The sequence below is a fragment of the Thioflexithrix psekupsensis genome (genome assembly GCF_002149925.1).
Lineage (GTDB): Bacteria > Pseudomonadota > Gammaproteobacteria > Beggiatoales > Beggiatoaceae > Thioflexithrix > Thioflexithrix psekupsensis.
On sequence record NZ_MSLT01000012.1, the window covers coordinates 1,158,792 to 1,172,500 of the forward strand.

Annotated in this window: 13 protein-coding genes, 1 tRNA gene and 1 rRNA gene (1 of these 15 only partly in view); 12 read left to right on the forward strand and 3 right to left on the reverse strand. The window is 42.8% G+C overall.

From position 1 onward, the window contains the following. Window positions 1–10: 10 nt before the first annotated feature. Genes TPSD3_RS10160 through TPSD3_RS10175 form a run of 4 tightly spaced genes read left to right on the forward strand, consistent with a single transcriptional unit; the run spans window position 11 to window position 3,549 of the window. On the forward strand, window positions 11–1,420 hold the full coding sequence (locus TPSD3_RS10160; protein ID WP_086488391.1) for a YcjX family GTP-binding protein: 1,410 nt from the start codon (window positions 11–13) through the stop codon (window positions 1,418–1,420). Then, window positions 1,420–2,544, forward strand: a complete 1,125-nt coding sequence (locus tag TPSD3_RS10165; protein WP_086488392.1) for a YcjF family protein — start codon at window positions 1,420–1,422, stop codon at window positions 2,542–2,544. Before TPSD3_RS10160 ends, TPSD3_RS10165 begins: the two co-directional genes overlap by 1 nt. A 14-nt stretch (window positions 2,545–2,558) precedes the next feature. Then, on the forward strand, window positions 2,559–2,738 hold the full coding sequence (locus TPSD3_RS10170) for a PLD nuclease N-terminal domain-containing protein (RefSeq protein WP_086488393.1): 180 nt from the start codon (window positions 2,559–2,561) through the stop codon (window positions 2,736–2,738). Next, the gene (locus TPSD3_RS10175; RefSeq protein WP_086488394.1) at window positions 2,728–3,549 is read left to right on the forward strand and encodes a universal stress protein; all 822 of its coding nucleotides are present in this window, start codon (window positions 2,728–2,730) and stop codon (window positions 3,547–3,549) included. Before TPSD3_RS10170 ends, TPSD3_RS10175 begins: the two co-directional genes overlap by 11 nt. Window positions 3,550–3,741: 192 nt before the next feature. On the opposite strand, the gene TPSD3_RS10180 is transcribed toward TPSD3_RS10175, so the two are convergent. Beyond that, a complete protein-coding gene (locus TPSD3_RS10180) occupies window positions 3,742–4,017 on the reverse strand; it encodes an RNA recognition motif domain-containing protein (protein WP_086488395.1) in 276 nt (91 codons plus the stop codon). A 474-nt stretch (window positions 4,018–4,491) separates the two neighbouring features. After that, complete coding sequence (locus TPSD3_RS17780) at window positions 4,492–4,821, reverse strand: hypothetical protein (protein WP_217884421.1); 330 nt, start codon at window positions 4,819–4,821, stop codon at window positions 4,492–4,494. Window positions 4,822–5,073: 252 nt separating this feature from the next. Here TPSD3_RS17780 and TPSD3_RS10185 point away from each other — a divergent pair, with 252 nt between their 5' ends. The 3 genes from TPSD3_RS10185 to fabB all read left to right on the forward strand — a co-directional run bounded on the left by TPSD3_RS10185 (window position 5,074) and on the right by fabB (window position 9,061). After that, window positions 5,074–6,927 (forward strand): hypothetical protein, encoded by a 1,854-nt coding sequence (locus tag TPSD3_RS10185; protein WP_217884422.1) that lies wholly within the window; start codon window positions 5,074–5,076, stop codon window positions 6,925–6,927. 386 nt (window positions 6,928–7,313) lie between these two features. Then, entirely contained in the window at window positions 7,314–7,826 is a 513-nt protein-coding gene (gene fabA, locus TPSD3_RS10190; protein WP_086488397.1) for a 3-hydroxyacyl-[acyl-carrier-protein] dehydratase FabA, read from the forward strand. Window positions 7,827–7,846: 20 nt separating this feature from the next. Continuing rightward, the gene (fabB, locus tag TPSD3_RS10195; protein WP_086488398.1) at window positions 7,847–9,061 is read left to right on the forward strand and encodes a beta-ketoacyl-ACP synthase I; all 1,215 of its coding nucleotides are present in this window, start codon (window positions 7,847–7,849) and stop codon (window positions 9,059–9,061) included. 41 nt (window positions 9,062–9,102) lie between these two features. Here fabB and TPSD3_RS10200 read toward each other — a convergent pair whose 3' ends face one another. Next, window positions 9,103–10,542 carry an SEC-C metal-binding domain-containing protein gene (locus TPSD3_RS10200; protein ID WP_176329826.1) on the reverse strand — a complete coding sequence of 480 codons (1,440 nt, stop codon included), beginning with the start codon at window positions 10,540–10,542 and terminating at the stop codon, window positions 9,103–9,105. Between the two features lie 386 nt (window positions 10,543–10,928). On the opposite strand from TPSD3_RS10200, the gene TPSD3_RS10205 reads away from it, so the two are divergent. The 5 genes from TPSD3_RS10205 to TPSD3_RS10225 all read left to right on the forward strand — a co-directional run. Next, window positions 10,929–11,255 (forward strand): ArsR/SmtB family transcription factor, encoded by a 327-nt coding sequence (locus TPSD3_RS10205; RefSeq protein ID WP_086488400.1) that lies wholly within the window; start codon window positions 10,929–10,931, stop codon window positions 11,253–11,255. Window positions 11,256–11,704: 449 nt separating this feature from the next. After that, window positions 11,705–12,463: a triose-phosphate isomerase gene (gene tpiA, locus TPSD3_RS10210; RefSeq protein WP_086488401.1), complete on the forward strand. Its 759-nt coding sequence runs from the start codon at window positions 11,705–11,707 to the stop codon at window positions 12,461–12,463. Between the two features lie 47 nt (window positions 12,464–12,510). Continuing rightward, window positions 12,511–13,026 carry a preprotein translocase subunit SecG gene (secG, locus tag TPSD3_RS10215; RefSeq protein WP_086488402.1) on the forward strand — a complete coding sequence of 172 codons (516 nt, stop codon included), beginning with the start codon at window positions 12,511–12,513 and terminating at the stop codon, window positions 13,024–13,026. Window positions 13,027–13,115: 89 nt separating this feature from the next. Beyond that, window positions 13,116–13,200 (forward strand) — tRNA-Leu (locus TPSD3_RS10220). Between the two features lie 427 nt (window positions 13,201–13,627). Further along, window positions 13,628–13,709: ribosomal RNA gene (locus TPSD3_RS10225) — 16S ribosomal RNA — on the forward strand (it continues 1,448 nt past the right edge of the window).

A 13,709-nucleotide genomic window follows, 5' to 3' on the forward strand; every position in this document is an offset into this window, starting at 1 on the left:
GACAACCACCATGAAAACAGGTTTATTTTCGCGTTTTATTCCGCGCCAATTAGATGAAAATCTAAATCGTTCCTTAGATCGCCAAGTCAAATTAGCCGTGACGGGACTCAGTCGCAGTGGTAAAACGGTTTTTATTACCTCACTGGTGCATCAACTGCTTCATGCCAGCGAGGCGAATGTGTCTCAATTGCCGTTTTTTCGTATCGCTCATAATGGGCGTTTGCGTGGGGTTAAAGCCATGCAGCAACCGGATTTACACATTCCTGCTTTTCGCTACGATCAAGCCATTGCCCAGTTATGTAGCCAAACACCCGCTTGGCCAACGCCTACCAGTGGGATTAGTGAAATTCGTTTGGCGATTCGTTACCGTTCGGACAATCTTTTTTTTAAACATGTCGCACCGATTAGTACTTTATACTTAGACATTGTGGATTATCCTGGGGAATGGTTACTGGATTTGCCCTTGTTAAGCTGGAGTTATGAACAATGGTCTCAACACACCTTAGAAGCCTGTCAATATGAACCCCGACAGTCTTTGTCGCAAGAATGGCAAGCCTTTATTCGCACGCTCGCTTTAGATAAAGCTCCCACAGGAGACAGTATACGCCAAGCCAGTGCGTTATATACCGCCTTTTTGCATCGTTGTAAAAGTCCTGAATATGGTTTAAACGGTTTGCAGCCGGGGCGTTTTACTATGCCGGGTGATTTGGAAGGCGCGCCTTTGCTGGAATTTTGTCCATTGCCGCCGCTGTCTGGGCGTTACACGGATAATAGTGTTTATGGCGTTATGCGTAAACGTTATGATTCTTATAAAGAACATGTGGTGAAAAAGTTTTATAATGAGCATTTTTCCAGTTTTGATCGTCAAGTGGTGTTGATTGATATTTTGCGGGCGTTAAATATTGGTAATGCGGCATTTGAAGATACTCGTTCGGCGATTAATATGATTTTAAATAGTTTTCACTATGGTAAATCGGGATTGTTGAGTTGGTTATGGGGTTTTAAAATTGACCGTTTACTCTTCGCGGCGACCAAAGCCGACCATGCCACTCCCGAACAATTGCCGAATATGGAAAAATTTTTACAAAATATGTTGGCAAAATCGCAGCAACATGCCACTTTTGAAGGCGTAGAAACACAAACCATGGCTTTAGCGTCGGTCAAATGCACCCAAGCCGCTGAAGCCAATTATCAAGGGCGTAAAATCCCCTGTATCAAAGGCGTACCCATGTCGGGACAACAGGCTGTGGCCTTGTTTCCCGGTGAAGTGCCAATTGAAATGCCTATGGCCGAAGACTGGTCAAAAGATCGCTTTCAATTTATGGAATTTAAACCACCCCGATTAGCCAATGTGCATGGCGGTTTGCCGCATATTCGTTTGGATCGGGCTTTAGAATTTTTGCTTGGAGATAAATTTTAATGAGCCGCGCATTAAGCCCTTTATTTTTCGATTTAAACGATGTCAAAAGTATGGACGGTGAGGAAGCGCAAGTTCCTTTGTACGTCGCGCCCATTGTTTTACCAGAAACGGTGCCATTGGAAACCAATGAACAGTTGTTGTCCCATGAACCTATTGTAGAACAATCTCCCGTCGAATCCAGCACGCAACCCTTGACATGGCGTACAGAACCTTTTGAACTTCCCCCCGAAGCCGAACAAGAAGCCCAAGCCAATGCGCCGTTATGGATAGCATTGTTTATGGGCGTTGCGGTGTTATTTGTAGCGATTTTGTTGGTTGATACGTGGGCATTTTTGGTGGCACGTTTTAGTCACAGTGTGGTGATGGGGAGTTTTTTCAGTGTATTGATGGTGGGGATTGTGGGCGTTGCTAGTGTATTATCATGGCGTTCGTGGCAAAAATTACGGCAATTCCGCCAAGTGTCACAATTGCAGCAGGAAGGTTTACGTTTAATGCAACGCGATGGCTATGGGCAGGCGCGTCCTTATGTGAATCGGATTGCGCAGATTTACGCGCAACGCTCAGATGTTAAACGGCGTTTAGATACGTTTCAACGCAGTGTACATGATCGCCATCAAGATCGGGAAGTGTGTGCGTTGTTTTCGCAGCAAGTGATGCAGGATTTAGATCAGCGGGCGTATCGTTTGGTGGTGCAACGATCACAAGAAGCAGCATTGTTGGCGACATTAAGCCCTATTCCGTTGTTAGACGCGCTGTTGACTTTGTGGCGTAATATTCGGTTAATTCAAGACATTGCCACGCTATATGCGGGGCGGCCGGGATTATTTGGATCGATGGCGTTGAGTGTTAGCGTGTTTCAAACCATTATTTATGCGGGAGTTAGCGAAGTGATTGCGGATGGTTTGGCGGAAAGTTTAGGCAATTCGTTTTTAGCGGTGTTATCGACGCAAGCCGCGCAAGGCATGAGTGTGGGGATTTTGACGGCACGAGTGGGGTTAAAAACCATTCAAGCCTGTCGTCCTTTGCCTTTTACGGAAGAAGAGCGTCCGCGTTTAAGAGAGATTCGCCGTGAATTAATCTGCTCTTTTAAACGTTTATTTGAAAATCGTAAAGAAGCGCATTAAAAGGAACAATCATCATGGGAATGTTGGTCAGTATCGTTGTTTTAATCGCTAATATTTATGCGATTCTTAAAATTGTTGAAAGTTCAGTGAATACCTTAGAAAAGGTGATTTGGATTGTGTTAATTTTGGTTTTACCGGTGATTGGATTTATAGTGTGGTTTTTCTTTGGGCCGGGAAAGAAAAATGCCTTTTAAGAAAATTCTTTTTCTGCTGGATAGCACAGACAATATTGAGTCACAATTAAAATTTGCTGTGACATTTGCTGAACACCATCAAGCCTATTTACAGGGTTTATATGTGATTCCACCGCGTTTTATTCCGCCTTATACGGAAATTGTGGTGGGGGTGGAGCGTTTAGAACAGGAATTGGCGCATTTGGCAGAAAAAGAAATGCGGCGTTTAAAGATGTTATTTACCCAATACGCCCGTCATGCTAATGTCAAACATGAATGGTTGACGCTTTCTGGCGATTTGATTGATACGGTGGTGCATCATGCGCGCTATAGTGATTTATTAATCGTCGGTCAAGAAGATAGAAATAGTTTATTTAAACGGTCGCGGGATTGGTTAGATCATGTGATTTTAATGACGGGAACGCCTGTTTTTGCCTTGCCCTATATTGAGATTGGAACGATTGATTTAAAGCGAATTTTAATTGCATGGAATGGCAGTCGGGAAGCGATTCGTGCGGTGCGAGATGCGTTGCCGTTATTGCAAGCGGCGCAATGGGTAGAAATAATGACCATTGAGCTAGAAAATGCGCAGGAGTTAAGTGATTCTTTAGCGCGTTATTTACAGCAACATGGCATTCACAGTCAAACTCATCACGTGCCAGCACGGGATATTGAAATTGGTGCGATGTTATTATCCCGTGTCAGTGATGAAAGTATTAACGCGATTGTCATGGGAGCTTATGGTCATTCTCGTTTTCGAGAATTGATTTTAGGCGGCGTGACGCGCCATATTTTACAACAAATGACTGTGCCTGTTTTTATGTCGCATTAGGCTTGTTTTATTCCAATAGAAAACCTGATAGATTTTTAAATTTATCAGGTTTTATTTTTGATGGGTTATCCTAAATTGGATATAAGATGATGTTATTATTCACCTGAAAAATAAAAAAAGCCCAGACTTAAACAAAGTTGTCTGGGCTTCTTTATGAGACCGTCCTAAAAAGCGAAAATTCGCGGTTTAGGATTAGTGTCTGAATCTACGTTGTGGTGGACGTTCACCGCGAGGACGGGCTTGGTTCACTTTCAAATTACGTCCTTTGACGGCCAACTCGTTTAACGCTTTGATCGCTTCTTCGGCTTCGGCTTGCTTGGGCATTTCCACAAAGGCGAACCCTTTGGATTGTCCGGTCAATTTGTCGATAATCAAGTTGACGTTAGCGACTTCTCCGTATTCGGCAAACAGGTTTCTCAGTTCGTCTTCAGTCAGACTATAGGATAAATTCCCTACATATATATTCATCAAGATATTTCTCTTCTCACGTATGTTGAATCGAAAAAACACCACCAAAGAACCAACATACAGAACTTTCCCGGTGATGACAGCCAAGAAGCTGATCAAAACAAAGTGACACAGCTACGAAACATTGCTTAATATCGACTAGAACCAAGCCGCTTGCGCGCCTGTTTCAATTTCGCTGCAAGTTGTTACTAGTTTAGAGCAATTGTACAAAAAAGCTATACCCTACACCCAAAATTAGCTAATATTTTTTCACAACACAAAAAAAACTCAATTCAGCACCTAATTTGCCTTAGAGGCTGTCGTCACGAAGGGATAAATGGTTACAATTGCAAAACTTTTAAGGTAATTTTTTATCCCAATCCAGCAATTGCTGTGTCTGTGGATGTTTCGGTAAGTGTTGCGCGAGTTGGCTGACGTTTGATGCGATTCATCACTTCATCGCATCCTACCTCGCTCGGCTACCCATCTTACGAGTTAAAAAATATCATGAAATACATCAACATCCGCGAAGAAGAACTCAAAAACAAAATCGCTCAGGATTATTTCGGGTTTTACGATTGCAGCAAAATTATTGGCAATGTCGATTTTTGCGTCACGATACGCGAAAATAATACAATACCGTCTGAACAAAAATCCCTGCTGTGGGCAGAAGCCAAAACAGGCGCGTCGAGTATTGTCCGCTCCCTCGTTCAGCTCATTCTCACCATTGGCAAAGCCCGCACTTTTGATAAATTTTTGCCGCCGCCTATGCTTGGTGCGTTTGATGGCGAAAAAATTGCGTTTATTCCCTACAATGAAATTCAAGATATTTTTTATCAAAACGACTTTAACTGGAATGTCGCACCATCAGATTATTCCACCAAAGAATTTCAACAAATTCATGCCAAAGTCGAAACGACAATAGACCGCGAGTCTCTGTTATTTCACTATCAGCAAGACGACAAAGAACTGCACCAATTCATTAAACAAAATTTTGTCATCGGCAAACTTGGCTTAACTAAAACAAAAATCGACAAAAACAACTTCATGGTCATTTACAACAAATGGCTACAAACTGTGAAACCCACTATTGCCGTCAATTGGGACAGTGCCAAAAAAAGCGGCATTATTGATGGCGATTTTTACCTCGCTGATTTACTCAGCCAAGAAAATGCGACGCTTAAAGAAAAATTATTTGTCTTGCTGAAGCGTGATTGTTACGAGTTAGACCGGAATATTGACGCGGCCGGTTTTGGTAATCACAAAACCGCGCAATTTAATGACAAACAAATCGCCCACACGCAATTTTGGAATCGCTACGAGCGTCCTCCAAAAGAAGAATATTGGGATTACATTGTCAATCGCCGCGATTTATTAGTCCCGCAGGATATTCGGGAACGCAAAGGCAGTTTTTTTACGCCACAAATCTGGGTTGAACTTTCACAAAAATATTTAGCCGATGTATTAGGTGAAAATTGGCAAGATGAATACACAATATGGGATTGCGCCGCCGGAACGGGGAATTTATTAACGGGTTTAACCAATAAATACAATATTTGGGCTTCAACATTGGACAAACAAGATGTTGACGTGATGAAAGACCGTATTGCAAATGGTGCAAATTTATTGGAAAGTCATGTTTTTCAATTTGACTTTCTCAACGACGAATTCACCAAGCTCCCCGCAGGCTTGCAAGCCATTATCAACGACCCAGAAAAACGCAAAAAGCTGGTGATTTACATTAATCCACCTTATGCAGAAAGCAACGGCAAAGTTAGCTTAACAAGAAGCGATGTTCAAATTTCAGCCACTCACAAAAGATATGCCGCGCAGTTAGAAAAAGTAGGCGCGGAGCTTTACGCACAATTTATTGCGAGAATTTATTTTGAAATTCCAAATTGTTTTATCGCTGAATTTTCAAAGCTAAAATTACTGAGTGGTGTAAATTCAAAAGTATTTAGAAGTTATTTTGAAGCAAAACTGGAAAAGTTATTTATTGTTCCAGCAGATACATTTGACAACGTAAAAGGTACATTCCCGATTGGATTTTTTATATGGAACACGGTTATCAAAAAGAAATTTGAAAGTTTTAATGCTGATGTGTTTGAAAGAGACGGCAATTTATCAGGAAGTAAGGTTTTTTATTCTTATGATAATGAACGAGGCAGAATCAATGATTGGTTAGGAGTTTTTAAAAATAAATCGAAAGAAAATAACATCGGCTTTTTAATGGCGGATGCGCCTGATTTTCAACATAACAATCTAGTTTGTATCAGAAGTGACAAGCCAAAAGGGCATGGTATTTGTTTTGCGGTTAATCAACATAGCTTACAGGTTGCCTGTATTTATTTAGCTGTCCGCCACTGCATAGAAACCACTTGGCTAAACGACCGCGACCAGTTTTTATCCCCTAATGACGGCTGGCAAACCGACACGGAATTTCAAAACGACTGCTTAACTTCTACCTTGTTTAACAGCCAAAACAGAATTTCAAGCAATGAAGGCGTAAACCACTGGATTCCCTTCACCGAATCAGAAATCAACGCACGCGATAAATTTGCCAGCAACTTTATGACAAAATTCATACAAGGCAAACTCAAACCCGAAGCATCAAAACAAATGGCTTTAGAAGAACACGATTTGCCTTTACAAATCCGCACTACACCGCTGAAATTTTCACCCGAAGCAGAAGCGGTTTTTAAGGCAGGGCGTGAACTTTGGGTATACTATCACCAGCAAGAAAATTGCAACGTCAACGCCAGTTTGTATGATATTCGCGCCCACTTTCAAGGTCGAAACAACAAAGGCAAAATGAACAACAAAAGTGATGATGCGGTTTATATGGAACTCATTAAAAACCTGCGCGAGAACATTAAACAATTACAAACCAAAATTGCGCCCAAAGTATTTGAATATGGGTTTTTGAAGTAAGCAGGAGTGGAGTTTACGTGAAAATTTTTGGTTTGAATCAGAACGTACAGAGCTAAAAAAATTGACCCCTACTAAAAAAACAAAAATAATCAGATAAGCCATAGGTACTTATTTTTTTATCATTCCAAAAAAATGACAATAACGATCTTCATTTCAAACATGTGCTTTTTTATCTACTGCGCTGTCTTGTCCTGTACATTCCGATTCAGACAATACCGCTTGCTATTAGAAGCGACAAACCGCTAAAATCATTGCCTCATCGCCTGAAAAAATCTAACCACGTTTGTTACTGCAAAATGACATACTGATTTTTTTAGCCACTGATCTCGAATTCATGGGATGTGAAGGCGTAAAATCCCTTTTATTTAAAAAATTGTGACCGCGATATGGAAAAAAAAAGTAGCTATCAATACGAAGAATTATTGCAGTGTGGACGAGGCGAAATGTTCGGCCCCGGCAATGCCCAATTACCTATGCCTCCCATGTTGATGTTTGATCGCATTACGCATATCGCCGATAACGGAGGCAGCGCAGATAAAGGGTTAATTATTGCCGAATTAGATATTCGTCCTGATTTATGGTTTTTCGATTGCCATTTTCCCGGAGACCCGGTGATGCCGGGTTGTTTGGGTTTGGATGCCATGTGGCAATTGATTGGATTTTTCTTGGGATGGATGGGTGGCCCCGGACGGGGGCGTGCATTGGGCGCAGGCGAAGTCAAATTCACAGGCCAAGTGACTCCAAAATGTAAACGTGTTATTTATAAAGTGGATATGAAACGAGTCATTATGCGCAAGTTGGTCATGGGCATTGGCGATGCCACCTTAGAGGCCGATGGTAAACTGATCTACGAAGCCAAAGAGCTACGGGTTGGTTTATTCACTTCTACCGATTTTTAGATACAAAAGGGAGTCAGATTGTGAGACGTGTCGTGGTGACAGGACTGGGCGTTGTATCCAGCATTGGCAACAGCAAGCAGGAGGTTTTGACCGCTTTAAAAAGCGGACAGTCCGGCATTTGTCATGAACCCGAATATGCCCAATTAGGCTTTCGATCCCATGTTCATGGCGCGGTTCGGATCAATTTAGAAGAACGTATTGATCGCAAAGTCAAGCGGTTCATGGGCGATGCCGCCGCGTTTAACTACGTGGCAATGCAAGAAGCCATTGCCGATGCCCATTTAGATCAAGCCGATGTATCCCATCCGCGCACGGGTTTAATTACCGGTTCGGGCGGGGCTTCGCCAGCTAATCAAGTGGAAGCCGTGGATTTATTGCGCACTAAGGGCTTAAAACGGGTCGGCCCGTATATGGTGCCGCGCACCATGTCGAGTACAACTGCTGCGTGTTTGTGTACGCCTTTTCGTATTAAAGGGGTGAATTATTCGATCAGTTCGGCGTGTGCGACCAGTGCGCATTGTATTGGTCATGCCAGCGAGTTGATCCAATTGGGTAAGCAAGATATTGTTTTTGCGGGCGGCGGAGAAGAAGTCCATTGGAGTTTAACGCTGTTATTCGATGCGATGGGCGCGTTGTCGTCTAAATACAACGATCAACCGTTAAAAGCCTCACGTCCTTACGACGCGCACCGGGATGGTTTTGTCATTTCGGGGGGAGGTGGGATGTTGGTGTTAGAAGAATTAGAACATGCCCAAGCGCGTGGTGCAAAAATCTATGCAGAATTAGTGGGTTACGGTGCCACTTCAGACGGTTATGACATGGTGCAGCCTTCGGGAGAAGGCGCGGTACGTTGTATGCAACAAGCCTTAGCCACCGTGGATACCCCCATTGATTATATTAATGCCCACGGCACCAGTACGCCCGTAGGCGACAGTCGAGAATTAGAAGCGATAAAAACGGTATTTGGCGAACACATTCCATTCATCAGTTCGACCAAATCATTAACAGGTCATGCTTTGGGTGCGGCAGGTGTACACGAAGCGATTTACAGTTTATTGATGTTAGAAGCGGGCTTTATGTCTGCCTCGGCCAATGTTGAAACCTTAGACCCGGTGGCCGAAGGAATGCCCATTGTCAGAACCTATCAAGAAACGACATTAAATACCGTAATGTCCAATAGTTTTGGTTTTGGTGGCACGAATGCCACTTTAGTTTTCCGACGTTTTGCGGGTTAATCTTACTGCCGTCGATGTCATACTTTTATGGCATTGGCGGTTTATCCTGTATTTTCACCACAACATTTTTTATATTTCAAGCCACTGCCACAAGGACAACATTGATTGCGTCCTATTTTTAATGCTTGCACAATATTTTTATTGTCATGAATGATTCGTGCTAATTCTACGGCTGCGGTTTGATATTGTTTTTCTTCATCAAATTGCAAACAGCGTTGAAATAACAGCGCAGCCCGCCGCATATCCACTGCCACCCCAATGCCTCGCTGATAAGCCAATGCCAAGTAATAACATGCGCCGGCGTGATGTTGTGCTTCGGCCAAATGCAGCCATTCTAAAGCGATATGAATATTTTTTTCTACCCACAAACCGCTGGAATAATATTTAAATAACACCACTTGCGCATCGGCATCACCATTTTGTGCCGCGCATTGATACCAGTAAAAGGCTAATTTTTCATCAGCCGGCGTACCCAAACCCGATTGATACAAATAAGCCAATTTAAATTGCGCCGAAGCATAACCCGCTTCAGCCGCTTTTTGCGCATAACGGAAGGCTTTTTGTACATTTTGTTTCACGCCTAAACCTTCATAATACATTTGAACCAAATAATTTAACGCACCGGGATGATCTTGTAATGCTGCTTTGGTGAAATAACGCAAAGATTGACAATAATCGTGTTCATATTGCACTTGTTCATTGAGCCGCCCATAAAAATAAAATAAACCCATTTGATGCAACGCATCAGCATAGTCTAATTCTGCGGCTTGTTTTAATAAGGCAATGGCTTGTTTTAAATTGCGCAAATGACCGCGGGAATTTAAATGCAATTGTCCCAATTGATATAAAGCGGGCGGATAATTTTGATCGGCTGATTTTTTTAACCAATAATAAGCATCTTGTTGCCATATTTGGCGCGGTGATTCTGTTTCGGATAAATTTGTGCTTACTGATTCTATTTTCTGACAAAACATAAGCCCAATCGCATATTGGGCTTCGGCTTGTTCGGTAATAATCGCATCTTTATATATACGATCCGAATTGGCAGGATTAGGTGGTTGAAATAACGGAATGGTTTGCGCCGATTGTCCCAATAAAGATTCACAGTACCAATAGGCAATTTGATAAGTAAATTCTAAGGTTAATAACGCAATTTTTTTGGCCACAATGGGAGCGCGAACTTGTTCTAAAGGATGTGCGCCACGATTGCCCTCGACGCGCAAACGATTAAAACGATCCAGAATATAGGGCGGAATCAGAGTCTGTAATTTTTCATTTTGCAATTGTTCCCACAAACTGCCATGAATGGGCAAATCATAGTGACGACACACCAAAGCCAGCAACAGCGAAGCACACACCCGCAATTTGACTAAACTATTTTCAGGGTCTTCATAACAGTAGCGATACGCTAAACCATAATAATGTCCCAATTGCGGCGTTAAACGCGCCATAAAATTAATTAATGCGTTCTCTGAATTCATGAGACCCTTTGCAGAAATCATGTCGCGTTGTAAATGTTAAATGGATTGATGACCAAATAAAACCTGTTTTTTTGGATAAAAATCGTATCTCATTTTTTTATTTTTCTCTATTTCTGCAAAGATTGCGGATGACTTATAAAAATAATTGTATTATTTTGGCAAATCTGAGATATTATTATATTCTAATACCCAAGTTAGTAGGTTGTTCTATCGCAAAAAACGCAAAAATTTGCTATAAATATAAGGCGTAAATGATAAAATTCGGTACACTTCCGAAAAAATAACGATCTCACTTAACGATGTCTTGGGTAACCTATTGATTCACTCAGACAAAACCATGTGCAGCGATGACAAACCATTACTATAGCGAAGTCGGAATATGTTCTATGCCAGATAGCAATGCTCAGCCCTTAGGGCTTATCACTCATGACGAAGATATTGAGCGTGCTTCCCGTTCTATGAAAGCCATGTCTCATCCGTTGCGACTAAAAATTCTATGTACTTTAGGTGAACGTGAATTTAGCGTGCAGGATATTGTTGAAGAAGTTGGGACTTCTCAAAGTAACATTTCACAGCATTTGGCCATTTTGCGTGACAAAGGTATTTTGTCCTCCCGTAAAGATGCAAATCGAGTTTATTACCGAGTGAGCGACGCACGAACTTTGCGCTTAATCAGTATGATGCGCGAAGTATTTTGTTCATTTTGTTCTTAGAGAAAAGGTTCTTGATTTGCAACACAAAAGGCGCAACGCAGCACGGCTGTTGTGCGCCTCTGCACTTGCAACTTGTAAAAGTCACTGACCCCGTGGCTTGAAGTCAGCAAGAATTGACCGGAAACAATGTCACTGCACCAGTCCCAAAAGAGAAAGCCCAATCGATACAGTGGGGAACTGTGTCTATTGGGCAGGGGGAAGTTGTTGATTATTATTATCAGGCTACGAGCTTCTCATTGTACTAAAATTTATGCCCCAGTAAAGCATAATCTGAAAATTAAACCACACACTCCAGTCAATTCGTACGCTCTGCTTTAATTTCCCCTTAAAAAAACGTTACAATGGCCATTTAGTGTATTTTCTGAATGGACGTGAGTTGATTTTGTGGAGTTTAACTCGACATCAGCTTCAGTAAATTAAGCAAAACCAAAAGGTTGGAGGAAAATCGTATGCGTCAACCCTTAGTTGTGGGAAATTGGAAAATGAACGGCTCTGCCGCGACAAACCAGCATTTATTGGCTGATTTATTGGCGGGTTGTTCTTCGCTGACGCGTTGTCGGATGGGGGTTTGTCCGCCATTTGTGTATTTGGCCGCCATTCAAGCCCAGTTACAAGGGAGTCCCATTGTCTGGGGCGCACAAAATGCGTCTCAACACGCGCCCGGTGCTTACACCGGCGAAATCAGTGCCAGTATGTTACAAGATTTTGGCTGTACTTATGTTATTGTGGGGCATTCTGAGCGGCGTACTCTCTATCTTGAAAATGATGGCATCGTGGCAGAAAAATTCGCAGCCGTGCAAGCGGCCGGATTAACCCCCATTTTATGCGTGGGCGAATCCCTAGAGCAGCGAGAAGCCGGTGTCACTGAGCAAGTGGTCGGACAACAGTTGGATGCCATTTTGAACACGCAAGGTGTTGAGGTATTTGACAATTGTGTCATTGCCTATGAACCCGTTTGGGCAATTGGCACTGGCAAAACGGCAACGCCCGAACAGGCACAAGCCGTACATGCGTTTATTCGTCGTCAATTGGCTGAGAAAAATCAACCACTTTCTGAAAAAATTCAGATTTTATACGGCGGCAGTGTCAAAGGCAGTAACGCCAATGAGTTGTTTTCTATGCCGGATATTGATGGCGGTTTAATTGGCGGTGCGTCACTAAAAGCAGAAGAATTTCTGACGATTTGTCGCGCATCAGAATCATTTTAACTTTAAATCCTTGAGTCTTGGGCAAAGCCCATTGAGCAAACATCGTTATGCACACTATTTTGGTTATCGTACAGATTATGGTCTGTGCCAGTTTAATCGGCTTAATCTTAATTCAACACGGCAAAGGCGCAGATATGGGCGCAGCTTTTGGCAGTGGTGCGTCGGCCACTGTTTTTGGCAGTCGCGGTTCGGCTTCCTTCTTAACGCGAACCACAGCCGGCTTGGCAGCGGCATTTTTTATTTTAAGCCTTGTCTTGGCCTACTTTTCCACAGGACAACGGGAACCCCGTAGCGTATTAGAAAGTGTAACAGTACAAACTCAGCCCGCGACTGAGTTACCAGCGACAACAGCCGTACCTAGCCCAACCAGTGAGGAATTACCCACAGTTCAAGAAGAAACCACAGCAGAACGCACCACCGAAAACGCCACAACTGTCACAGTAGAAACGAACACACAACCAGTTGAATCTCCAGCCGAAAATTCTGTTGTCACGGAAACTTCTCCTGTTATTCAAGAACAAACGCCTGATCCGTCTGCCGCTACGGAAGAAAAAACGCAGTAATTGCGTTGCATTTCCAGAAAGCCTACGTTAAAATGCACCCCTTGATTGATTGCTGTGTGACAGGAATTAATCGGGGACATTTGAGACAAGCCGATGTGGTGAAATTGGTAGACACGCCGTCTTGAGGGGGCGGTGGCGCAAGCCGTGCCAGTTCGAGTCTGGCCATCGGCACCAAGTTTAGTATCAAGTGGTATTCTGGAAAAATTTAGAAAATGGCTTGACAGCCGAAAAAGCAGCCTGTATAGTGCGCGGCTTACCTGAGACAAATGAAGCGGGAATGCAGAGCGGGAAAGTGTAAGAGTCCGCGAGCTTTTACAGAAGTAGAAGCGAGTGAAGACAAGCCGAAGCAAAAGAAATTAAAAATATTTTGAAAAAGGCTTGACAGAGACGAAACAAACCACGTAGAATGCACAGCTTCACACCCAAGCCACTAGTTGCTGAGGTGCAGTTCCTTAACAAACCGAATTCAAGTCATCTGTGTGGGAGTTTAGACCCTGACTGACTGTTCTAACAGAACGTCAAGAGTCGTAAACTTCTCGTCAACACGAGATTTTTATATCTTGCAACAAATTTGTGACAATTTAAAGTCACAGCCAAAATTAAACTGAAGAGTTTGATCATGGCTCAGATTGAACGCTGGCGGTATGCTTAACACATGCAAGTCGAACGGAGGTAGCAATACT